The organism is Streptomyces sp. NPDC037288, from assembly GCF_055603265.1.
This window is the reverse complement of record NZ_JBVJVY010000001.1, coordinates 414,272-435,775: the sequence shown is the minus strand read 5'-3', so window position 1 is coordinate 435,775 and position 21,504 is coordinate 414,272. Positions and strand designations below refer to the sequence as shown.

Here is a 21,504-nt window from a genome sequence, read left to right as displayed (position 1 = left end):
GGAAACACGCGCTTCACGCGCGGCAATGTGTCAGCAACAAAGGGTGCGACAGCTCGTAAGAAGGCTCATGACCAGCATGTTCCTGTCCGTCATCGAGCCCTGTCAACATTCGGAGTTTCTGAATTAAATACCCTCAGGTGACGCGCCCAGTGGATCCCGGAACAGCACGTCGAGAACCACCGAACCGCCCGCCACCGCCAGTACGGAATCCGGAAAACTCGTCGGCAGTACGGCCGCCGCACGCCGTATTCCGGCTGCCTCCCGCAGCGCGCTCAGGCAGTCCTCGAAGTGGAGGGCTCCCACCTCGGTCACGACGACCGTCTCCGGATTGAGCACGTCCAGCAGCAGCCCCGCCGCCCGCCCGGTCGCCCGGGCCCGCTCCACCAGCAGCCGCCGGGCCACCGCGTCCCCGGCCGCCGCGGCGGCCACCACATGCATCGGGTTCGCCGAGTCGATCACCCCGGCCGCCCGGGCCCGCCGGCACAACGTCCGCTCGCTCAGCTCCACCTGCAGGCAGCCGGTACGGCCGCACGCGCACGGTTCGGTACCGCCCGGCACCGGCAGATGCGCGATCGCCCCGGCCGCCGAACGCGGCCCGTGGTGCACCTCGTCGTTGGTGGCGAAGGCCGCGTCGACCACGTTCCCCACGAACAGGTGCAGCACGCTCCGGCTGCCCCGGGCCCGCCCGAACAGCCGCTCCCCGTTCACCAACGCCCGCGCGTGCCCGTCCACATGAACCGGCAGACCCGTGCGGGCGCCGAGCAGCTCGCGCACCGGCACCTCGCGCCAGCCCAGCAGTTCGTGCTCGACCACGCTGCCCGTCTCCCGGTCCACCCAGCCGCCGACCGCCACCCCGACCCCCAGGGGCCGGCGGCCCGGCACCCCGGCGAGCAGTTCGGAAAGCCCCTCGGCGGCCCGCGCCAGCACCCACCCGGCGTCGGTCCGTTCGTGCTTCAGCTCGCGCCGGACCACCACCCGGCCGCGCAGATCCACCAGCGCGACCGTCGTGTACGGCACGGCCACGTGCACCCCGCCGACCAGGAACCCCGTGTCGTCCAGGTCGACGGGCACGTGCGGCCGGCCCACCCCGTTCGAACGCCGGGGGGCGGCGGACTCCCGGACCAGGCCGAGTCCGGTGAGCCGGGCACAGTGCTCGGTCACCGACGCGGGCGACAGCCCGGTCAGCCGGGCGATGGTGCTGCGCGCCACCGGCCCGTGCTCCAGCACGGACCGCAGGACGACGCTGGCGCTGGTGCGCCGCCGGTCGCTGTCGGCGGCCCGCGGAACGGGCGAGACAAGAGTGGATGCCGCGGTACGGGGCATGGAGGACCGTCCTCGGGAACGGGGCCGACACGTCTCGGAAAGGCGAGGCGCGCCGCGAGGCCCGCCCCTACCCCGGGCGGCGACAGGTGGCCGTGCCCTGGCGTCGCAGGTCGACATAGCGACGCGACGTGAAGTACCGGGCCTGGGCAACCATGGCTGGAAGGGTAGGGCAGGAAAGGTGAATCCGGCCAGACGGCCGGGGTTCGCCCGACCGGGGTTCGTTTGGTGAGACCCCACAGTCCGCATGACGCCCCGGCGAGTGAGCGACACGTCCCTGCCTCAGTGACCAGTGTCACGCCTGATCGGTGTAACCCCCACTCTTTGTGCGGAGTCCACCAAGGTCTCGGTCCGCCGTTTGTCGAGCGCTGACGGTGATCGGCCCGAGACGGCCGGGATAGCGTCACCCTGTCCCAGCATGTTCCCGTCACCCGCGGAGTCCCCATGAGCACCGCCACCGCCACCGCTCGCCCCGGCGCAGTCCTCGCCGACCTGCTCCCCGCGTCCCGCGTCCGCGACGCGGCCCTCGTCCTCGGCGGCGCCGTGCTCACCGGCCTGGCGGCCCAGGTGGCCGTCCCGGTGCCCCACTCCCCGGTGCCGGTGACCGGCCAGACCTTCGCCGCCCTGCTCGTCGGCACCGGGCTCGGCGCCCGCCGCGGCTTCCTCTCCCTCGCCCTGTACGCGCTCGCCGGTGTCGCGGGTGTGCCGTGGTTCGCGGGCGGCACCTCCGGCGCGGCCTCGGTCTCCTTCGGTTACATCCTCGGCATGGTCCTCGCCTCGGCGGCCGTCGGCGCCCTGGCCCGGCGCGGTGCCGACCGCTCGCCCCTGCGCATGGCGGGCACGATGATCCTCGGCGAGGCGGTCATCTACGCCGTCGGCGTGCCCTACCTGGCCCTCGCCGGCGACCTGTCCCTCTCCCGGGCCGTCGCGCTCGGCCTCACCCCGTTCCTGATCGGCGACGCCCTCAAGGCCGCCCTGGCGATGGGCGCGCTGCCCACCGCCTGGAGGTTCGCGAACAAGGGCTAGACGCCGTAGTTCCCGCGGAAGAGGTTCGCCGGGTCACAGGTCTCCTTGACCCGGGCGAGCCTCCCGCGCGTTTCGGGGTCGTACAGCCCGGTGTTCCCGTCCCCGGCCCCGAAGGCGAAGTCGAGGGAGCGTCCGAGGGTGTCCCGGGCCAGCAGCGCGAACGCCGGGTCCAGCAGGGCTGGGGCCGGGTGGTCGCCGCCGCCGAGCCGTACGGGCTGGCGCCCTGGACGGGTCGGCGCCGGGCGTCGGCGCGGTGTACGGGCCCCGGGGTCGACGCTGGTCCCGGCCAGCCGCCGCGTGGTGACGAGCATCCCGCCGTCGTGACCGCCGGGCAGCCCGTGCCCGGTCGCCTGCACCCCGACGGGCAGACCCCCGGCCGCCGCGTACCGTACGGCGGCCACCACGTCGGCCGCCGAGCGGGCGGGCACGACCACGGCGGGCCGCTGGGCGAAACCGAGCTGGAAGCCGGCGAGTTCGTCGTCGTAACCGGCGTCGCCGGGGCGGAGCAGGGTCGGGTCCCGGTGCTCGTCCACGTAGGTCATGGCAAGCAGCATGGCCGCATGACCTGACAGGATCCGTCAGGTCATGCGGCCATGTTCAGCCGGAGGGCGGATCAGCCGACGGACACCTTGTCGGCCGGGGCCTCGACCGCCGCGGCCGGGCGGTTCGCCGCGAGCTTCTGCCGCACCACGGCGATCAGCACCACGACCGCCGCCACACCCACGGACAGCAGCACGGTCGTACGACCGCTGCTCTCGCCCTTGGTGTCGGTCAGCATGTAGCCGAGGACGAAGACGATGAAGGCGGCCGTCACCCAGGTCAGGTACGGGTACAGCCACATCTTCACGACGAGCTTCTCCGGCGCCTCCCGCTGGATGATCTTCCGCATCCGCAGCTGCGAGAAGCAGATGACCAGCCACACGAACAGGGCGACCGCGCCGGAGGAGTTGACCAGGAAGAGGAAGACGGTCTTCGGGTAGGCGTAGTTGAAGAACACCGCCACGAATCCGAAGACGACCGACGCCAGGATCGCCGTCATCGGCACACCGCGGGAGGTGGTGCGGGCGAACGCCTTCGGGGCGTCACCGCGCTGGCCCAGCGAGAAGGCCATCCGGGAGGCGGTGTAGAGGCCCGAGTTGAGGCAGGACAGCACCGAGGTCAGCACGATGACGTTCATGATCTCGCCGGCGTGCGCGATGCCCAGGGAGTTCAGGGCGGCGACGTAGGAGCCGTCCTTCTTGATGGACGGGTCGTTCCACGGCAGCAGCGAGACGACGACCAGGATCGAGCCCAGGTAGAAGACGCCGATACGCCAGATGATGCTGTTGGTGGACTTGGTGACCGCGCGCTGCGGGTCCTCCGACTCGCCGGCCGCCAGGGTCGCGATCTCGCTGCCCATGAAGGAGAAGACGACGAGCAGCACACCGGTGAGGATGGTGCCGGGGCCGTGCGGCAGGAAGCCGCCGTGGTTGGTCAGGTTGCCGAAGGACGCCTTGTCGGCGTGCGCGCCCGGCAGGACGCCGAACACGGCCAGCAGACCGATGACGATGAACGCGCCGATCGCCACGACCTTGATGCCGGCGAACCAGAACTCGAACTCGCCGTAGGAGCTGACGGAGACCAGGTTGGTCGCGGTCAGCACGGTCATCACGATGAGCGCCCAGGCCCATTGCGGCACGGCGGGCACCCAGCCCGCGAGGATCCCGGCACCGGCGGTGGCCTCGACGGCCAGCACGACGACCCAGAAGAACCAGTAGAGCCAGCCGATGGAGAAGCCGGCCCAGCGGCCGAGGGCACGGTCGGCGTGCGCGGAGAAGGAGCCGGAGGCGGGGTTGGCGGCGGACATCTCGCCGAGCATCCGCATCACGAGGACGACGAGGGTGCCGACGAGGGCGTACGACAGGAGGATGCCGGGTCCCGCGGTGGCGATGCCGGAGCTGGAACCGACGAAGAGGCCGGCTCCGATCACACCACCGATCGCGATCATCGACAGATGGCGGTTCTTCAGTCCTGCTTGAAGGCCCGAACCAGGGGTCATGGACGGATTTCCTTTGCGCCAGGAGGAGCAGCTCGTATGAGCGGTGTACGAGTCGGTCCAGTGAATCCGAGGCGAACGAATTCGGGAACCTCTGAATCCGTATCGTTACTTGAGGTTCCCTTGAGGTTCTATGGCCCCGCTCACATTTTTGGAACTCTTCCAAGGCGCCGCCACCCGACGCTGCTGCCCTCAAACAGGCGTGTCACACTCATTGCATGCGCGTGTATCTCGGCTCCGACCATGCGGGCTACGAACTCAAGAACCACCTCGTCGACTGGCTGAAGGCGGCGGGTCATGAGCCCGTCGACTGCGGGCCGCACATCTACGACGCCCAGGACGACTACCCGCCCTTCTGCCTGCGTGCCGCGGAGAAGGCGGGCGCGGACCCCGACGCCCTCGGCATCGTGATCGGCGGCTCCGGCAACGGTGAGCAGATCGCCGCGAACAAGGTGAAGGGCGTGCGGGCCGCGCTGGCCTGGAGCGAGGAGACGGCGGCCCTGGGGCGGCAGCACAACGACGCCAACGTGGTGGCCGTGGGTGCCCGTATGCACAGCACCGAGGAGGCGACCAAGTTCGTCGAGGTGTTCCTGAACACCCCCTTCTCCGGTGACGAGCGGCACATCCGCCGGATCGACATGCTGTCGTCCTACGAGACGACGGGCGACCTCCCGCCGATCCCGGCACACCACCCCCAGCAGTAGGCTCCGCCGGCCGCCCGGACCGGCCCCCGGTGACTCCACCCCCGGCCGCCGCCGGCCCACCCGCCCCGACCGACCGGGTCTGACCGCCTGACCCGGCCGGCTGGGAGGGGGCCGTGCGGCCCGCGGTGTCGGCACGCTGCGAGACGTCAGCCCGCCCCCAGGCGCTCGCCCCTCGGCCGGCCGGACGAGACGGGTGGGCGGGTGGGCAAAAGGACCCGAAAGGACACCCCCGCCGTGCCGGAAGGGCACACCATCCATCGGCTGGCCCAGGACTACGCCGCCCGCTTCCGCGGCACGGCCCCCCGCGTCACCAGCCCCCAGGGCAAGTTCTCCGACGCCGCCGCCCTCCTGGACACAGCCGCGCTGACGGCCACCGAAGCCCACGGCAAGCACCTCTTCCTCCGCTTCCGGGACACCGACTGGGTCCACATCCACCTCGGCCTGTTCGGCAAGGTCGGCTTCGGTGACGCCCCCGCGCCCCCGCCGACCGACACCGTCCGGCTCCGGCTCGCGAACGACACGTCGTACGTCGACCTCCGCGGCCCCACCACCTGCGCGCTGATCACGGACGAGGAGAAGCGCGCGATACACGCCCGCCTCGGCCCCGACCCGCTCCGCGAGGACGCCGACCCCGCCGCCGCGTACCGCAGGATCTCCCGCAGCCGTACGACGATCGCCGCGCTGCTCATGGACCAGAAGATCGTCGCCGGCGTCGGCAACGTGTACCGCGCCGAGGTCCTCTTCCGGCATGGCATCGACCCGTACCGGACGGGCAGGGACATCACACCGGCCGAGTGGGACACCCTGTGGGCCGATCTCGTCGCGCTGATGCGCGAGGGCGTGCGGAACAACCGGATCGACACCGTACGGCCCGAGCACACCCCGGAGGCCATGGGCCGGCCACCGCGCGTGGACGACCACGGCGGCGAGGTGTACGTCTACCGCCGCGCCACCCTGCCCTGTCACATCTGCGGCACCGGGATCCGCACCGCCGACCTCGCCGCCCGCAACCTCTTCTGGTGCCCCGCCTGTCAGAGACGATGACGGCGAGGAGCTAGAAGCCGTGCGGCAGCCAGGGGGCCATCGCTGAGCCGAACGCCACCGACGCCTCCACCAGCGCCCCCGGCCGCAGCTCCCGCACCCGCCCGGCCCCCGCCAGCGACAGCAGAGAGACCCCGCCGAGACAGGCCGCGCCCAACTCCCGTACGGACAGCGCGAGCTCGGCCTTGTCCGACGTGCGCTCGCAGGACGCCCCCTTGGTGTCCCCCGTGAGCCGCCAACGCCCCGCGTTCCAGGGGCAGAAGGTGTCCTCGACGTCCAGCACGACGTCCACGGGCGCCAGATACGTACGCGCCGCGAGGGCCGTGCCCACGTCCACGAGACGGAGGTGCCCGGCATCCCGCAGCCGCGGCCGGCAGCGGCGGATGTCGGAGACCAGGTGCTGCCATGCCTCGTCGACCGGCCGTCCCCGCACCGTCAGTGTCGTCATCAGGTCGATGCCGAACAGGAAACGCCACAACGCGGCCTCGGTCGCCGGATCGAGGGCGGCCAGATCCTCCAGGGTCACCGTGCCGTCGTGTCCGCCCGGCCCCCAGCCCGTCTTGGTGCGGAAGCGGGCGTACCCGGTGACCTCCCCGTCGCGTTCGGCGAGCACACACTGCAGGGCCGACGCCCCGTTCCGCTCGCTCTCCGGGTCGAGCAGGCCGGCCCGCTCCCAGCCGGGCTGCCGGGCCAGCATGCCGGGGCGGCGGGGCACCAGGGCCGCGTACACCGCCTCGCACTCCTTCAGGACGTCGGCGGGCGGGGCGTAGCGCACGCGCACCTCGTCGGCGCCCGCGGGCAGTGCCAGGGTGACCCGGCCGGTGTCGATGTCGGCGCTGATCTGGTGGGTCGCCGTGCCGTACCCGAAGCGGCCGTAGATCGCGGGCTCGGAGGCGAACAGGGCCGCCAGCGGCTCGCCCTTGGCGTGCGCGTCGTCCAGCAGCCGCCGCATCATCGACGTCAGGATCCCGCGCCGCCGGTGCGTCGCGGCCACGCTGACCATGGTCACGCCGGCCGTGGGCACCACCGCTCCGCCGGGCACGGTCATCCGGAAGCTGAAGGCTCCGGACGTACCGACGATCACGTCCGCGTCCCAGACGGCCAGGGAGCGGTCGAACTCGGTGACTGATTTGTCCAGTTCGCGCTCTTCGGGGGAGGCCGGGCCGCCCCCGAACGCACGGACCAGGTGGTCCCACCACCGGTCGAACTCCTCAGGGCGCAGTGTCTTCAGCTCGATCCCGCGGTCAGTCCCCATGAGCCATGCCTATCAGGGCATTGCGGGACGAGCCAGCGAATTTCTCCCGGGCGACGGCGCGATGACCCCGGGTGCCGTTCACTGTGAGGACGAACCACGAGGCGAACCGCGAAGTTGGGCCTCGCACGGGGGACAAGTGGGACCTCCCGTGCCAAGCAGCCGGTCCGATGGATAGGGTCCCGAACTAATGGCAGCAGGACGAGGGCGGCGCGCGAAGGCCGAGACGTTCACGGCCCGGTGGAAGATGCAGTGGCACCGGGCCCGCGTCGGCCTGCGCAGAAGCGCCGTGGACTACTTCCGCGGCGACGGCTCCGACTGGATCGCCTTCGCCGGACTGCTGCTCACCATCCCGCTCCTCATGATCATGACGCTCGTCGACTCGGTGTGGTGCTCCCCGGCCACGCTGGTGCTGCCGATCGTCGCGGGCGGCCTGCTGCTGCGCCCGGCGAGCCTGCTCGGCCTGTACGCGGCGGCGGCCACCGCGCTGATCGTGGAGTCGGTACGGCTGGGCCCCTACACCGAGGGCCCCTCCCGGGTCACCCCGGGCATCGTCCTGGTCGTGGCGGCCTGCGGTTTCTTCGGCCTGCTCACGGCCCAGTTCCGCAGCCGTGTCGGCGTGCCCTGGCGGCGCGGCGGCACCATGCTGTTCGACCTGCGCGAGCGGATCCGGGTGCAGAGCAAGCTGCCGAAGCTGCCGCAGGGCTGGCACCACGAGATGGCGCTGCGCCCGGCCGGCGGCCAGTCCTTCTCCGGCGACTTCGTCGTCGCGGCCCGTACGAACGGCGGCCGGACCCTGGAAGTCGTCCTCACGGACGTGTCCGGCAAGGGCATGGACGCGGGATCACGCGCCCTGCTGCTCTCCGGCGCCTTCGGCGGCCTCCTCGGCTCCCTGCCCCCGCACGCCTTCCTCCCCGCCGCCAACGGCTACCTCCTCCGCCAGGACTGGGACGAGGGCTTCGCCACCTCCATCCACCTGGTCCTGGACCTGGACTCCGGCGACTACGAGCTGTACTCCGCCGGCCATCCCCCGGGCCTGCAGCTGAGCGCGGGCAGCGGACGCTGGGAGGAGAAGGCCGCCGAGGGCCCGCTGCTCGGCGTGTACGACGGCGCCCAGTTCGACCCCGTCAAGGGCTCCCTGCGCCCCGGCGACGTCCTGATGCTCTTCACGGACGGCCTGGTGGAGACCTCCGACCGCGACATCGTCGAGGGCATCGACCGCCTCACCGGCGAGGCCGACCGCTATGTCGCCGGTGGCTTCCACGGCGCCGCCTGGCACCTCATCGAGGCGGTCGCCAAGGACGTCAACGACGACAGAGCCCTCCTCCTGATCTGCCGCCAGGCGTCGGCGCTCGCCCGCTGAGCCCGCTCGAACCGCTCGGGGCGTGGGGTTTCCCCCATGCCCGAGCGACTGGGCCGTCTCCACTTTCCCGGGTGCGGCGTGCTCGACCAGCTCACCGCCGGCCGGGTCGTCCTGGGCGGTACCGGTCTCCCCGGGCTGGGCGAGAACAAGCGCTGACCGGTCAGGGGCCGTACGCCCCGCCGCTCGTCCACGGCGCGTTCCCGGGCGGAGACACGGCGCGGGCGGCTTCGCGGGACACTGGGCCGATGACACAGCTCACGCTCGCCGAGGTGGAGGCTCTCGCCCGGGCCGCCCACGAGGGGCAGACCGACAAGGCGGGACGGCCGTACGCCGAACATCTCGCGGCCGTCGCCGAGGGCGTACGGGCCCGGGGCGGGGACGCCGAACAGATCGCGGCGGCCTGGCTGCACGACTCCGTCGAGGACGGCGCGCTGAGCGAGGAGTGGCTGGCGGCGGCCGCCCTGAGCCGGCGGACCAAGGACATCGTGGGCGCCGTCACCAAGCGGGCCGGCGAGGAGCCGGAGGCGTACGCGCGGCGGATCCTCGCCACACAGGGCGCACGGCTGGTGAAGGAGGCTGACCTGGCCCACAACGCCGACCCGGAGCGGCTCGCGGTCCTGGACGAGCCGACCCGGAAGCGGCTGACCGAGAAGTACGCCCGGATGCGTGCACTTCTCGGTCTCGGCCAGGGCGGGTCAGCAGTGGGCTGAGGGGCCTGTCCGGCGAGGTTGCGGACCGGTGAGGCGGCTCTCGGCCGACGGTTGCCGAAACGGGTGCCTCGCCGTCCACCGCCCAGCGCAGGCCCGACCGCTACCGGCGGCTGAGCCCGGCAGCACACATCCCGCCTAGTCCGCCTCCGGCCCCGCGTCCGTGACGCGCACGGCCGCGCTCAGTGGGGCCAGCACGCGCCAGCCCAAGGCCTCGTACAGCGCCCGGCCCTCCTCCGTCGCGCCCAGTACGGCCGCCCTCGCGCCCTGGCGGGCGCCGGCCTCGGCGAGCGTGCCCAGTACCACGCGCCCGAGGCCCCGCCGCTGGTGGGCGGGGTCGGTCTCCACCTGGTCGACGACGGCGGTCGCACCGGTGACGGCCGTCTGCCCGCGCGCCGCGAAGGACCCGTCGGCGGCCCGCACCACGACCCGGGTGACCCCGCCCCGGCTCCAGCTGCTCAGCCGGTAGCCGTCGGGGAGGCCGGGCGGGGCCTCGGCCTCGGCCTCGGCCAAGGAGGCGGCCATGAAGGCGGCGTGACCGTCCAGCAGCCCCCACCCCGGTGGCAGCCACGCCTGGAGGGTCCGCGCCGGCACGAACGCCTTGAGCGCGACACCGGCGGCGCTGTTCTCGGCCAGCTTGCGGACGGTCGCCTCGTCGGCGGCGGTCAGTACGTGCCGGGCCACCTCCTTGGGCAGGCCGACCTCGACCGTGAAGCCCCAGGGCTCGCGCGCCGGCTCGGCGGCCCCGCGCGACACGACCCAGCCCTCGACCCATGCGCGTACAGCTTCGGCAGTACTCCCGAAAGGCACGGCCCCTCCCTGAGTGGTAATAGGTACTCATCATCAGTGTCTATTACATGATGGCATCGCGCGACCGGCTTGGCGAGCCCCGGCCGCCCATGGACGCCGGACCGGCGACAGGGCGCGGCCGTACGCCGAGGGCGCCCGGCTGGTGAGGGAGGCCGACCCGGCGCACAGCGCCGGCCCGGAAAACGACTGGCCGAGACGTGCGCACGGATGCGCGCACGTCTCGGCCTGGGGAAGCGGGGTACTAGGCGCTGGCGGGGTACTAGGCGCTGACCTTCTCGTGCTCCTTCTTCTGGCGCTCGCGGGCCAGTTCGGCCGCGTCCTGCTTGAACGCCCACTCCGTCCTCGGCTCCATCGCGAAGCGGAACACCCGCTGCACCGGCCGGGTGCACAGGAGCGTGACGGTGGCGGCCGCGAGGACGGTGACGGCGGCCGAGCCGAGCATGCCGTACCGCTGGGCGTAGTCGAATCCGCCCGCGTAGAGACAGCCCTTCACCACGAAGCCGTGGAGCAGATAGCCGTACAGGGTGCCCGCTCCGAGGGCGGTGAACCACATCCTGCGGCGCGGCACCCAGGCGAAGAAGCACGCGGTCAGCAGCAGGGCGCAGCCGAACAGCGCCAGCGTCATGAGCGGCCCGGCCCACCAGGGTGCACCCAGGTCCTGCGCGGCGCTCTCCCGGTAGAACCAGCCGACGTCCATGCGGGGTGCGCTCCACCAGCCGACGGCCAGTGCCGCCACGACCACCGGCACCGACGCGATCCGCACCCACCTGCGGCGCAGCGCGGTGAAGTGTTCGGGCCTCAGGCTCAGGCCCAGCACGAAACAGGGCAGGAACTGCAGGACCCGACCGAGGTCGAGACCGCTTCCCGTGCCCGCGGAGACCGAGCCGAGCATGGCGATGCCCAGCGCGATGGGCACCGGCCAGCGCACCAGCTTCCACAGGGGACTGATCAGGCGCCAGACGAACAGCGCACACAGGAACCAGGTCAGGTACCAGGGGGAGAAGAGGTTGAACGGCTGGTCGGTGACGTGGCCGACGTAGCGCCGGAACAGCGAGTAGGCCGTCTGGAACAGGACGTACGGCACGGCGACACCGGTGATCAGACGCTTCAGCCGGTCCGGCCGCAGGTCGAAACCGCGGGAGAAGTAGCCGGAGATGATGATGAACGCCGGCATGTGGAAGGTGTACACCACGTCGTACAGGCCTTCGAGGAGCCGGCTGTCGCTCTTCACCGGCGACCAGGAGTGGCCCACCGCCACCAGCACGATCGCCAGGTACTTGACGTTGTCGAAGAACGCGTCGCGCTGTCTGCCCGGTCTGTCCGCCGGGGGCCGCCGCTCCTGCATACCCGTCGGGGTGCGCGTACCGGCCACTCCGTCCGCCGGCGACTGTGCCGGGGGGAGCGGCCTGCGGTTCTGGCCGGGGAGCGAGGCGGCGTCAAACATCTGAGGCACCCTAGCGTCGTCTGTGGGATTTCGTAAAACTCCCCCAGGCATTCCTGGTTAGCGGCTTCGTATACCCCCGATTTAGCGAACTCGACGCCCGGGCCTACGTGATGATGGGCACACGATAGGCCGTCCATTCGTCCTTGTTGTCCCGTTCATCCCCGCCAATCGGGGCATATGTCGTGCCTGTGCGGTCAATTCGAATTACCTGCGCAGATGGTGTGTGCGCAGCGAAACGAAGTCGCGCGATATCCGTCCGCGGACGCTTCCGCGAATTACCGTGCGGGGCGTCCCCCGTGCCGAGCCCGGGCCCGACGTTGTGTCACGGGCCGCATACGCCGGCCGGGTTGGTGGCACGATGGTTCTGGCGGGGGTGCGGGCCGTACCCCCGGGCCGGGAGAGCGGACCGACCGAGGGTGTGATCAGTTGTGGCCATTTCACTGTCTGTGGTGCTGCTGTTGGCGATCATCCTTGTAGTGCTGCTGCGAGGGGGGAGTATCAAGGCGGGACCCGCGATCGTCGCGATCCTCTTCGGCTTCTTCCTCGCCTCGACCGGCATGGCCCCGTCCATCGACCGCTTCCTGAACTCGATAGCGGACTCCATCAGCTCGATCAAGTTCTGACCGGTGCGGGGCAACCGGAGCAGAACGTGCTGAACAACTGAAGCAACGGGGGACCTGCGGGTATGGCGCTGCGCGAGACGGACCCGGCGGAGATCGGCGGCTACCGGATCGAGGACCGCCTGGGCAGCGGCGGCATGGGCGTGGTGTACCTCGCCCGGTCCGCCTCCGGCCGCCGGCTCGCCGTCAAGGTCGTCCACGGCCAGTACGCCGACGACGACGAGTTCCGCATCCGGTTCAGCCGCGAGGTGGCCGCCGCCCGCCAGGTCAGCGGCGCCTTCACGGCCCCCGTGGTGGACGCGGACGCCGACGCCCCGCGCCCCTGGATGGCCACGCTCTACATCCCCGGCGAGGACCTCGGCACCCACGTCCGCCGCCACGGCCCGCTCCCGGCGCACCGGCTGCGCGAACTCGCCGCCGGCCTCGCCGAGGCGCTGCGCGACATCCACCGCGCCGGAGTCGTCCACCGGGACCTGAAACCGGCCAACGTCATGCTCGCCGAGGACGGCCCGCGCGTCATCGACTTCGGCGTCTCGCGGGCCGCCGAGTCCACCACCGCCGACGCCCTCACCCAGACGGGCCGGGTGATGGGCACCCCGCCCTTCATGTCCCCCGAGCAGTTCACCTCCCCGCACGAGGTCGGCCCCGCCACCGACGTCTTCTCCCTCGGCGCGGTCGTCGCGTACGCCGCCACCCGGCGTGGCCCCTTCGACAGCGTGAGCCACTGGGAGACGGCGACGAGGGTCGTCGAGCGCGAGCCCGACCTCGACGGCGTCCCCGCCGACCTGCTCCCCTTCGTCCGCCTCTGTCTGGAGAAGCACCCCAAGGCCCGCCCCACCCCCGACGAACTCCTGCGCTTCCTCCGCGACGGCCGGCTGCCCGACCGGGCCCAGGACACCGGCCTCGACCCGTCCGGGCCGGACCCGTCCGAGACGGCCGCCGAGCCGGCCCGCCGCCGTCGCCGGCGCCGCCGGGCGGCCCTGGTGGCGGCCGCCGTCGTCACGGCCGCCCTGGCCGCCACCGCCACCGTCGTCCTGGCCCCCGACCGCGGGGGCGCCCCGCACGCCCTGCCGGCGGGCTGGCACGCCTGGCACCGGCAGGCCGGGGACCCCGCGGGCAACAACCGGAACGTCGCGGTCGCCAGCGGCCCGTTCAGCGGGTGCGTCACTTCGCAGACGTCCCTGGTGTGCGCCGGCAACGGCATCAAGGCCGCCCGGTTCGCCCTGGCCGACGGCCGCAACACCTGGACGCTGCCCATGGACCGCAGGCCGGTGTCCCTGACCCCGGACGGCGGCACCATCATCGGCGCCCGCCCCGGCGGCGTGTACGCCATCGGCACCGACGAGCGCAACGCCGGGTCGACGAAGGACCCGCAGATCCGGACCCGCTACACGGTGCAGTCCATCGACACGGCCACCGGCAGGGCCGTCTGGAAGACGACCGTCGCCGACAACACGGACGGCATGGGCCCGGACACCGGCGGTGCCGTCGCGACCCCGGCCGGCGTCTTCACCACCTACGGCAAGGCCTCCGACTCCTACGCCCTGCTCGACGCCGCCCACGGCACCGTCCGCTGGCACCACCGGATGCCCTACGGCGTCGAGGACGACGGAGAGTGCCAGGTGTCCGGCGCCGGCGGACAGGCGTACCTGGTCTGCCACTCCATCAACGCCCACGGCGACCCGGACCGCACCACGATCGCCCAGCTCGACCCCGCCACCGGCAAGGCCCGCTGGACACGGACGGTCAAGGGCGGGGTCGCCGTGCTGGGCGAGGCGCACCGGTGTCTGGTGCTGGGCGCCGACCCGACCGTGCAGAAGCTGAGCGGCCTGACCCTGATCAACCTCGACTCGCACGTCCTGGTGACGGTACGGCTGTCCGCGCCGCACCCCGCCTCGGCCGCCCACCTGGTCCGCGGCACCCTCTATCTCACCCTCCCCAGCGGCAGCGTCCGGGCCGTCGACCCGGCCACCGGACGCGAGCTGTGGCAGAGCAACTCCACCGTCGAACAGCCCGGCCCGCCTACCGCCTCCGCCACCCGGCTCTACGTGGCCTCGCCCAACGGCCGCCTGGCCGCCCTCGACCTACGCACGGGCCGGGTCACCGGCACGCTCCCCGGCCGCGACGACAGCGACAACGACGGCTCCACCGACACACCCGGGGCTCCCGTCCTGTCCGGCGACGCCCTCTACGTCCCCTACGGCCTGCGCTCGGTCTACAGCGTGGACGTGCACACGCTCCAGAACCCCTGACCACGCCACCCCGGGGGGTCCGGGGTTCTCGTTGCCGGGTCCTCGTTGTCGAGGCGCACGTGCCGGGCGGCACCGTGGAGCCAGGCCGCGTCGCCGACCTCGTACGCACGCGGGGGACACGGACGGCTGATCGGCCCCGAGGACGGCAGAAGGCCCAGGAAGAGGAAAGCAACCTCTCACCTGGGCCTTCGGCATCCAGAGCGGGCGACGGGAATCGAACCCGCGTAGCTAGTTTGGAAGACTAGGGCTCTACCATTGAGCTACGCCCGCAACAGTGCGCCGCAGGTCGGTGACCGCGGCACTGGTGGCATCGTAGCGGGTCGCCCGCCGCCGAGGCCAACGAGTTGCTCCCGGAGCCGTCGCGCGTGCCGTCTCCGGGAATGCGGCCGACGTAATCGTCCGGTGCATGTACCCTACGTGTCGCACCAGACGGGGTGTGGCGCAGCTTGGTAGCGCGTCCGCTTTGGGAGCGGAAGGCCGTGGGTTCAAATCCCGCCACCCCGACCACCGGCTCGACGGCACGTGATGATCGCCTTTTGGGGCGCTGACCCGCTGCGGTTACTATGCAAGCTGCGCGCCCGTGTGTCCCGGCCCACTCGGCCTACGAACTCCTCCGGGCGGCGAAATCCGCCGGACCAGTCTGGCTCCGGCAGAACCCAAGAAGTCAGCCACAAGGAGACCGAACCGTGAAGAGCGCCGTGGAGACCCTGAACCCGACCCGGGTTCGGCTCACTGTCGAGGTGCCCTTCGAGGAGCTCAAGGACAGCCTCGACGCGGCGTACAAGAAGATCAACCAGCAGGTCACGGTGAAGGGCTTCCGCAAGGGCAAGATCCCGGCCCGCGTCATCGACCAGCGGTTCGGCCGCGGTGCGGTGCTGGAGGAGGCCGTCAACGACGCGCTGCCGAAGTTCTACACCGAGGCGGTCAACGAGGCCGAGCTCAGCCCGCTGGGCCAGCCCGAGGTCGACATCACCGAGCTGAAGGACGGCGAGACGCTGAACTTCACCGCCGAGGTCGACATCCGCCCGGCCCTGGAGATCCCGGACTACTCCGGTATCGAGGTCGAGGTCGACGCCGTCGAGGTGACCGACGAGGACATCGAGAAGTCGGTCGAGCAGCTGCGCGAGCGCTTCGCCTCCACCTCCCCGGTCGAGCGCGCCGCCGAGGACGGCGACGTCGTCACCATCGACCTGGAGGCCAAGGTCGACGGCGAGGTGCTGGAGGACGGCATCGCCAACGGCGTGTCCTACACCATCGGCTCCGGTGAGCTGCTGGACGGCATCGACGACGCCGTCAAGGGCCTGTCCGCCGGGGAGGAGGCCACCTTCACGTCCGAGCTGAAGGGCGGCTCCGCCGCGGGCAAGGAGGCCGAGGTCACCGTCAAGGTCACCCAGGTCGCCGCCCGTGAACTGCCCGAGCTGGACGACGAGTTCGCGCAGCTCGCCTCCGAGTTCGACACCCTGGACGAGCTCAAGGCCGACAGCCGCAAGCGCCTCGCGAACATGAAGCAGTTCGACCAGGCCACCCAGGCCCAGGAGCGCGTCCTGGAGAAGCTCCTCGAGCTGGTCGAGGTCCCGGTCCCCGAGAAGCTGCTCGAGGACGAGATCAACACCCGCAAGCACAACCTGGAGCACCACCAGCTCGGCCAGATGGGCCTCACCCTCGACAAGTACCTGGAGATCCAGGGCAAGAGCGCCGAGGAGTTCGACACCGAGACCCGCGACGCCGCGGTCAAGGGCATCAAGACCCAGTTCGTCCTCGACGAGCTGGTCAAGAAGGAGAACCTCAACGTCAACCAGGAGGAGCTCACCGAGCACCTCATGCGGCGTGCGGCCTCCTCCGGCATGTCCCCCGACCAGTTCGCCCAGGCCGTCGTCGAGGGCGGCCAGGTGCCGCTCCTGGTCGGCGAGGTCGCCCGGGGCAAGGCCCTGGCCGTCGTGGTCGAGGCTGCCACGGTGAAGGACACCAACGGCGAGATCGTCGACCTGGACGACGAGGAGGAGGAGACCGAGGCCGCCGAGGCGTCGGAGGCCTCCGAGGAGACCACCGAGGAGACCACCGAGGGCTGAGCGGCCCTGCGGCGCCTCTGAAGCGCGTACACAGGCCCCCGGGAGTGTCTCCCGGGGGCCTGTGCCGTTTGCGCGGGGACAGCCGGCCAGAAGGGGCGCGGGGCTGTATCGATGTGCGGCTCCGCCGCGCGGCGCGAGCGGCTGCCGACGACCTGTGGCCGCCGACGCACCGCACACCCCACGGCGAGTAGGCTCCCGGCCCCGCGGAGCGCTACGCCCCCGGCGAACACCACCATCTCCGGGATTCCCCGAAGGGACCCTCGCGTTAGGGTCCATGAAAGGCAGAACAATGAGACGGCCCGGCGCCGTCGCAAGACGAGCAGGTGGATACGTGACGAATCTGATGCCCTCCGCCGCCGGCGAGCCTTCCATCGGTGGTGGCCTCGGTGACCAGGTGTACAACCGGCTGCTCGACGAGCGGATCGTGTTCCTCGGCCAGCAGGTTGACGACGACATCGCCAACAAGATCACCGCGCAGCTGCTGCTCCTCGCCGCCGACCCGACCAAGGACATCTACCTCTACATCAACAGCCCCGGCGGCTCGGTGACGGCCGGCATGGCGATCTACGACACCATGCAGTACATCCCGAACGACGTGATCACCATCGGCATGGGCATGGCGGCCTCGATGGGCCAGTTCCTGCTCACCGGCGGCACCGCCGGCAAGCGCTTCGCCCTGCCGCACACGGACATCATGATGCACCAGGGCTCCGCGGGCCTGGGCGGTACGGTCTCGGACATCAAGATCCAGGCCCAGTACCTGCTGCGCACCAAGAAGACCATGTCCGAGCTGACCGCGCTGCACTCCGGCCAGTCCGTCGAGACGATCATCCGCGACGGCGACCGCGACCGCTGGTTCACCCCGGAAGAGGCCAAGGAGTACGGTCTCATTGACGAGATCATCACGCACGCCTCGGGTGTTCCGGGAGGCGGCGGCACCGGTGCCTGACCGGCCCGGCCGCGCCACGCACCGCCGAGACACCAGCCCCCCGAACGCCACCAGGACGGTGAACCCCATGAGCAACTTCTCCGGTGCCGCCAGCGGCATGTACGAAGGGCCACGCCCCGACAGCCGCTACGTCATCCCGCGCTTCGTCGAGCGCACCTCCCAGGGCATCCGCGAGTACGACCCGTACGCGAAGCTCTTCGAGGAGCGCGTGATCTTCCTGGGTGTCCAGATCGACGACGCCTCCGCCAACGACGTCATGGCGCAGCTGCTGTGCCTGGAGTCGATGGACCCGGACCGGGACATCTCGATCTACATCAACAGCCCTGGTGGCGACATGACCGCCCTGACGGCGATCTACGACACGATGCAGTTCGTGAAGCCCGACATCCAGACGGTCTGCATGGGCCAGGCGGCCTCCGCCGCGGCCATCCTGCTCGCCGCCGGTACGCCCGGTAAGCGCATGGCGCTGCCGAACTCGCGGGTGCTGATCCACCAGCCGGCGGGCTCCACCGGCCGCGGTCAGCTCTCCGACCTGGAGATCATCGCCAACGAGTTCACCCGGATGCGTGAGCAGCTGGAGGACATGCTGGCCAAGCACTCGAACCAGCCGATCGAGAAGATCCGCGAGGACATCGAGCGCGACAAGATCCTCACGGCCGAGGAGGCCCTGGAGTACGGCCTCGTCGACCAGATCATCTCCACCCGCAAGCTGAACAACGCCGCCGTCCGCTGACGCGGAGCGGCACGGTTTTTGCCCCTCTTGGCACGGTGCACGTCAAAGTGAACCCTGCCAAGGGGGGCCCGAACACCGGGCCCGGCAAGGTACCGTCGGACATAAGGCAGCACCAGGAGCCGCTGGATTCGAAAGCGTCCAGTCGTCTCCCAGGCGAAGGGGAAGCACACCGTGGCACGCATCGGTGACGGCGGCGATCTGCTCAAGTGCTCGTTCTGCGGCAAGAGCCAGAAGCAGGTCAAGAAGCTCATCGCAGGGCCCGGTGTGTACATCTGCGACGAGTGCATCGATCTCTGCAACGAGATCATCGAGGAGGAGCTCGCCGAGACGAGCGAGGTGCGCTGGGAGGAACTCCCGAAGCCCCGCGAGATCTACGAGTTCCTCGAGGGCTACGTGGTCGGCCAGGAAGCGGCCAAGAAGGCGCTCTCCGTCGCGGTGTACAACCACTACAAGCGGGTCCAGGCAGGCGAGAACGGCGGCCCGGGCGGCCGTGACGACGCCATCGAGCTGGCGAAGTCCAACATCCTCCTGCTGGGGCCCACGGGCTCCGGCAAGACCCTCCTCGCGCAGACGCTGGCGCGCATGCTGAACGTCCCGTTCGCGATCGCCGACGCGACGGCGCTCACGGAGGCCGGCTACGTCGGCGAGGACGTCGAGAACATCCTCCTGAAGCTGATCCAGGCGGCGGACTACGACGTCAAGAAGGCCGAAACCGGGATCATCTACATCGACGAGATCGACAAGGTGGCGCGCAAGAGCGAGAACCCGTCGATCACGAGGGACGTCAGCGGCGAGGGCGTGCAGCAGGCCCTGCTGAAGATCCTCGAAGGGACGACGGCCTCGGTCCCGCCCCAGGGCGGGCGCAAGCACCCCCACCAGGAGTTCATCCAGATCGACACGACGAACGTCCTGTTCATCGTGGGCGGTGCCTTCGCCGGCCTCGAGAAGATCATCGAGGCGAGGGCGGGCGCGAAGGGTATCGGCTTCGGCGCCACGATCCTCTCCAAGCGCGAGCTGGACTCCAAGGACGTCTTCGAGGACATCATGCCGGAGGACCTGGTCAAGTTCGGCATGATCCCGGAGTTCATCGGCCGCCTCCCGGTGATCACGTCGGTCCACAACCTGGACCGCGAAGCACTGCTCAAGATCCTCGTAGAACCCCGCAACGCCCTGGTCAAGCAGTACCAGCGCCTCTTCGAACTCGACGGCGTGGAGCTGGACTTCGAACGCGAGGCCCTGGAAGCCATCGCCGACCAGGCGATCCTCCGCCAGACCGGCGCCCGGGGCCTCCGCGCCATCATGGAGGAAGTCCTCCAGGGCGTCATGTACGAGGTCCCGTCCCGCAAGGACGTGGCCCGCGTGGTCATCACCGCCGACGTGGTCCTGTCCAACGTCAACCCGACACTGATTCCCCGGGACGCGCGGGGGCGGGGGTCGGGGGAGCAGAAGTCGGCCTAAGCGGCCCGGGCATGTGCAGGGGCCCCGGTCGGCTTGACCGGGGCCCCTGCGCAAGGGATTACACGTACGGGTTTTTGACCACTGACGTGTAGCAGGAGTCCAGCAGCTTGTCCCCCTTGAACACGCCGACTTCGACCTGGGCGGCAGCGATCCCGTTGGTGTCGCTGGCTGGCGAACCGAATTCTTCGGTCTTGCCCCTGCCTTCGTAGTTCTTGTGCCAAGGCCAGTTGTGGACGTCGTCGTCGAATTGCTGGGTGCGAAGACGGACCCCCACGGAGTAGCCGTCGCCGTACGCGTCCTTGACCGAGAGACTGACGTAGAGGCTGTACTTGCCCTTCCACGTCACGTTTCCGTCCCCGTAGGCCCTGAAAGCCGGGAACATGAATACGCCGCATGGGCTCGTGCTTGCGGCGGACGCGGGAGTCGACGACAACGGAATCGCGAGGGCTGCTGCCGCGGTGGCGATGGCAAGGGCTGCGGGACGACGCATGGTCACCTTCCTGATAGGCAGGTGATCGATACTGTCACCAATCGAACGTATGCACCTATTCCGTGCGCGGATTGTCATGCGCATCACACTTGCGGGGGTGGGGTGGTTTCATCGCTCCGTACGCCAAGGGGCCCGCCAGTCTGGCGGGCCCCTTGATCGTCGAAGTGCGCGGTGTCAGGCCTTCACTCGCACGTCGTTGCGGAGCTTGGCCGCCAGTGCCGCCGTGTCGTCGATCGTGCCGCCGTCACCGGAGGCCAGCATGGCGACACTGAACGCCGAGACTCGGGCGACCGTACTGTGGTCGGCCCAGAGGCAGACCGGCACTTTGACGGTCTTCGCCGTTCCGGTGGACGACGAGGGGCTCGTGTCGTCGAACTGGGCCATCTGGCACTTCATGATGCCGCCGGAGAAGCCCGACGGGCTGACCGCCTGAGGGCTCCCCAGCAGCTTGCCCTTGACGTCGGAGTCGCTCTGGTTCGACTCGGACTTCGCCTTGGCATTGGCGAACATGGCGTCGACGACCGCCCCGGGGTCGTCGACCGTGCCGTACACGCCGTCGAACGTAAGACCCCTGGCGGTCAGCCCCTTGCCGGACTGGTACGAGGCGGTGACACCCTTGGCGTTCTTCACACCGGCCTTCTCGTAGTCCGAGATGTCGGACGAGTCCATGCCGCTGCTCGAGGTCGCCTTCTTCGTGTACGTCCCGTTGATCACCGTCGCCGGCGTGATCAGCTTGTGCGGCCCGTCGTTCGCGACGCTGGTGCTGCCCCCGCTGAAGAGCAAGTACCCCGCCACCGCCACCGCCGCCACCACGGCCACCGAGCCGATGATCAGGCCCGTCTTCTTCTTGCCGCCGGCCGGAGCCGGCGGCTGCGGCATGCCGTAGGGCTGCTGGCCGTAGCCGCCCGGCTGCTGGCCGTACGGGTTCGGCTGCTGCGGCATGCCCTGCTGCGGGTACCCGTACCCCGCCTGCGGCGGAGCCGGCGGCGCCTGCTGGGGGTAGCCGTAGCCGGGCTGCGGAGCCTGCGGCTGCTGGCCGTACGGGCCCGGCTGGCCGTAGGGCCCCGGCTGGCCGTACGGTCCAGGCTGCCCCGGCTGGCCGTACGGACCCGGCTGCTGGGGCGGCCCGCCGTACGGGCCCGGCTGGTTGTTGCTCATCTCTGGGTTCCCCTCCAGATGCTTATGTGTTCCGAACATCCTGTCCCAGGCCCGGGAAACGCATGGCACCGGG

19 protein-coding genes and 2 tRNA genes are annotated in these 21,504 nt (G+C 70.7%); 12 read left to right on the top strand and 9 right to left on the bottom strand.

Features of this window, described 5'->3' with window-relative positions:
- Positions 1 to 123 precede the first annotated feature (123 nt).
- Complete coding sequence (locus tag ACZ7GZ_RS02040) at positions 124 to 1,323, bottom strand: ROK family protein (RefSeq protein WP_471019997.1); 1,200 nt, start codon at positions 1,321 to 1,323, stop codon at positions 124 to 126.
- A gap of 441 nt (positions 1,324 to 1,764) precedes the next feature.
- Between ACZ7GZ_RS02040 and ACZ7GZ_RS02035 the strand changes: the two genes are divergently transcribed.
- A complete protein-coding gene (locus tag ACZ7GZ_RS02035; RefSeq protein ID WP_471019994.1) occupies positions 1,765 to 2,346 on the top strand; it encodes a biotin transporter BioY in 582 nt (193 codons plus the stop codon).
- Here ACZ7GZ_RS02035 and ACZ7GZ_RS02030 read toward each other — a convergent pair.
- Both ACZ7GZ_RS02030 and ACZ7GZ_RS02025 read right to left on the bottom strand, forming a co-directional pair.
- Positions 2,343 to 2,888 (bottom strand): FAD-binding protein, encoded by a 546-nt coding sequence (locus ACZ7GZ_RS02030; protein ID WP_471019993.1) that lies wholly within the window; start codon positions 2,886 to 2,888, stop codon positions 2,343 to 2,345. The genes ACZ7GZ_RS02035 and ACZ7GZ_RS02030 overlap by 4 nt on opposite strands.
- A gap of 71 nt (positions 2,889 to 2,959) precedes the next feature.
- Entirely contained in the window at positions 2,960 to 4,384 is a 1,425-nt protein-coding gene (locus ACZ7GZ_RS02025; protein WP_471019991.1) for an amino acid permease, read from the bottom strand.
- Between the two features lie 215 nt (positions 4,385 to 4,599).
- Here ACZ7GZ_RS02025 and ACZ7GZ_RS02020 point away from each other — a divergent pair, with 215 nt between their 5' ends.
- On the top strand, positions 4,600 to 5,085 hold the full coding sequence (locus tag ACZ7GZ_RS02020; protein WP_471019988.1) for a ribose-5-phosphate isomerase: 486 nt from the start codon (positions 4,600 to 4,602) through the stop codon (positions 5,083 to 5,085).
- 234 nt (positions 5,086 to 5,319) lie between these two features.
- Positions 5,320 to 6,129: an Fpg/Nei family DNA glycosylase gene (locus ACZ7GZ_RS02015; protein WP_471019985.1), complete on the top strand. Its 810-nt coding sequence runs from the start codon at positions 5,320 to 5,322 to the stop codon at positions 6,127 to 6,129.
- Positions 6,130 to 6,139: 10 nt separating this feature from the next.
- Here the strand turns inward: ACZ7GZ_RS02015 and ACZ7GZ_RS02010 are convergent, their stop codons facing one another.
- Complete coding sequence (locus tag ACZ7GZ_RS02010; protein WP_471019983.1) at positions 6,140 to 7,381, bottom strand: GNAT family N-acetyltransferase; 1,242 nt, start codon at positions 7,379 to 7,381, stop codon at positions 6,140 to 6,142.
- A 187-nt stretch (positions 7,382 to 7,568) separates the two neighbouring features.
- Between ACZ7GZ_RS02010 and ACZ7GZ_RS02005 the strand changes: the two genes are divergently transcribed.
- Positions 7,569 to 8,741 carry a SpoIIE family protein phosphatase gene (locus tag ACZ7GZ_RS02005; protein WP_471019980.1) on the top strand — a complete coding sequence of 391 codons (1,173 nt, stop codon included), beginning with the start codon at positions 7,569 to 7,571 and terminating at the stop codon, positions 8,739 to 8,741.
- A 245-nt stretch (positions 8,742 to 8,986) separates the two neighbouring features.
- Positions 8,987 to 9,451, top strand: coding sequence for an HD domain-containing protein (locus ACZ7GZ_RS02000; protein ID WP_471019978.1), 465 nt, complete (start codon positions 8,987 to 8,989; stop codon positions 9,449 to 9,451).
- 135 nt (positions 9,452 to 9,586) lie between these two features.
- Here ACZ7GZ_RS02000 and ACZ7GZ_RS01995 read toward each other — a convergent pair whose 3' ends face one another.
- A complete protein-coding gene (locus tag ACZ7GZ_RS01995) occupies positions 9,587 to 10,258 on the bottom strand; it encodes a GNAT family N-acetyltransferase (protein ID WP_471019975.1) in 672 nt (223 codons plus the stop codon).
- 259 nt (positions 10,259 to 10,517) lie between these two features.
- Entirely contained in the window at positions 10,518 to 11,702 is a 1,185-nt protein-coding gene (locus ACZ7GZ_RS01990; protein ID WP_471019973.1) for an acyltransferase family protein, read from the bottom strand.
- A gap of 428 nt (positions 11,703 to 12,130) precedes the next feature.
- On the opposite strand from ACZ7GZ_RS01990, the gene ACZ7GZ_RS01985 reads away from it, so the two are divergent.
- On the top strand, positions 12,131 to 12,325 hold the full coding sequence (locus tag ACZ7GZ_RS01985; RefSeq protein ID WP_351026539.1) for a hypothetical protein: 195 nt from the start codon (positions 12,131 to 12,133) through the stop codon (positions 12,323 to 12,325).
- Positions 12,326 to 12,387: 62 nt separating this feature from the next.
- A complete protein-coding gene (locus ACZ7GZ_RS01980) occupies positions 12,388 to 14,574 on the top strand; it encodes a protein kinase domain-containing protein (protein WP_471019970.1) in 2,187 nt (728 codons plus the stop codon).
- Between the two features lie 199 nt (positions 14,575 to 14,773).
- Here ACZ7GZ_RS01980 and ACZ7GZ_RS01975 read toward each other — a convergent pair.
- Positions 14,774 to 14,844 (bottom strand) — tRNA-Gly (locus ACZ7GZ_RS01975).
- Positions 14,845 to 15,004: 160 nt separating this feature from the next.
- Here ACZ7GZ_RS01975 and ACZ7GZ_RS01970 point away from each other — a divergent pair.
- The 5 genes from ACZ7GZ_RS01970 to clpX all read left to right on the top strand — a co-directional run bounded on the left by ACZ7GZ_RS01970 (position 15,005) and on the right by clpX (position 19,783).
- Positions 15,005 to 15,081: transfer RNA gene (locus ACZ7GZ_RS01970), tRNA-Pro, on the top strand.
- A gap of 179 nt (positions 15,082 to 15,260) precedes the next feature.
- Complete coding sequence (gene tig / locus ACZ7GZ_RS01965) at positions 15,261 to 16,643, top strand: trigger factor (RefSeq protein ID WP_471019968.1); 1,383 nt, start codon at positions 15,261 to 15,263, stop codon at positions 16,641 to 16,643.
- Between the two features lie 343 nt (positions 16,644 to 16,986).
- Positions 16,987 to 17,592 carry an ATP-dependent Clp protease proteolytic subunit gene (locus tag ACZ7GZ_RS01960; RefSeq protein ID WP_450795019.1) on the top strand — a complete coding sequence of 202 codons (606 nt, stop codon included), beginning with the start codon at positions 16,987 to 16,989 and terminating at the stop codon, positions 17,590 to 17,592.
- A gap of 67 nt (positions 17,593 to 17,659) precedes the next feature.
- Positions 17,660 to 18,325, top strand: coding sequence for an ATP-dependent Clp protease proteolytic subunit (locus ACZ7GZ_RS01955; protein ID WP_450794885.1), 666 nt, complete (start codon positions 17,660 to 17,662; stop codon positions 18,323 to 18,325).
- A 171-nt stretch (positions 18,326 to 18,496) separates the two neighbouring features.
- Entirely contained in the window at positions 18,497 to 19,783 is a 1,287-nt protein-coding gene (gene clpX / locus ACZ7GZ_RS01950; protein ID WP_471019966.1) for an ATP-dependent Clp protease ATP-binding subunit ClpX, read from the top strand.
- 58 nt (positions 19,784 to 19,841) lie between these two features.
- Here clpX and ACZ7GZ_RS01945 read toward each other — a convergent pair whose 3' ends face one another.
- On the bottom strand, positions 19,842 to 20,273 hold the full coding sequence (locus tag ACZ7GZ_RS01945) for a hypothetical protein (RefSeq protein WP_471019964.1): 432 nt from the start codon (positions 20,271 to 20,273) through the stop codon (positions 19,842 to 19,844).
- Positions 20,274 to 20,447: 174 nt separating this feature from the next.
- Positions 20,448 to 21,431 (bottom strand): hypothetical protein, encoded by a 984-nt coding sequence (locus ACZ7GZ_RS01940; RefSeq protein ID WP_471019961.1) that lies wholly within the window; start codon positions 21,429 to 21,431, stop codon positions 20,448 to 20,450.
- Positions 21,432 to 21,504 lie beyond the last annotated feature (73 nt).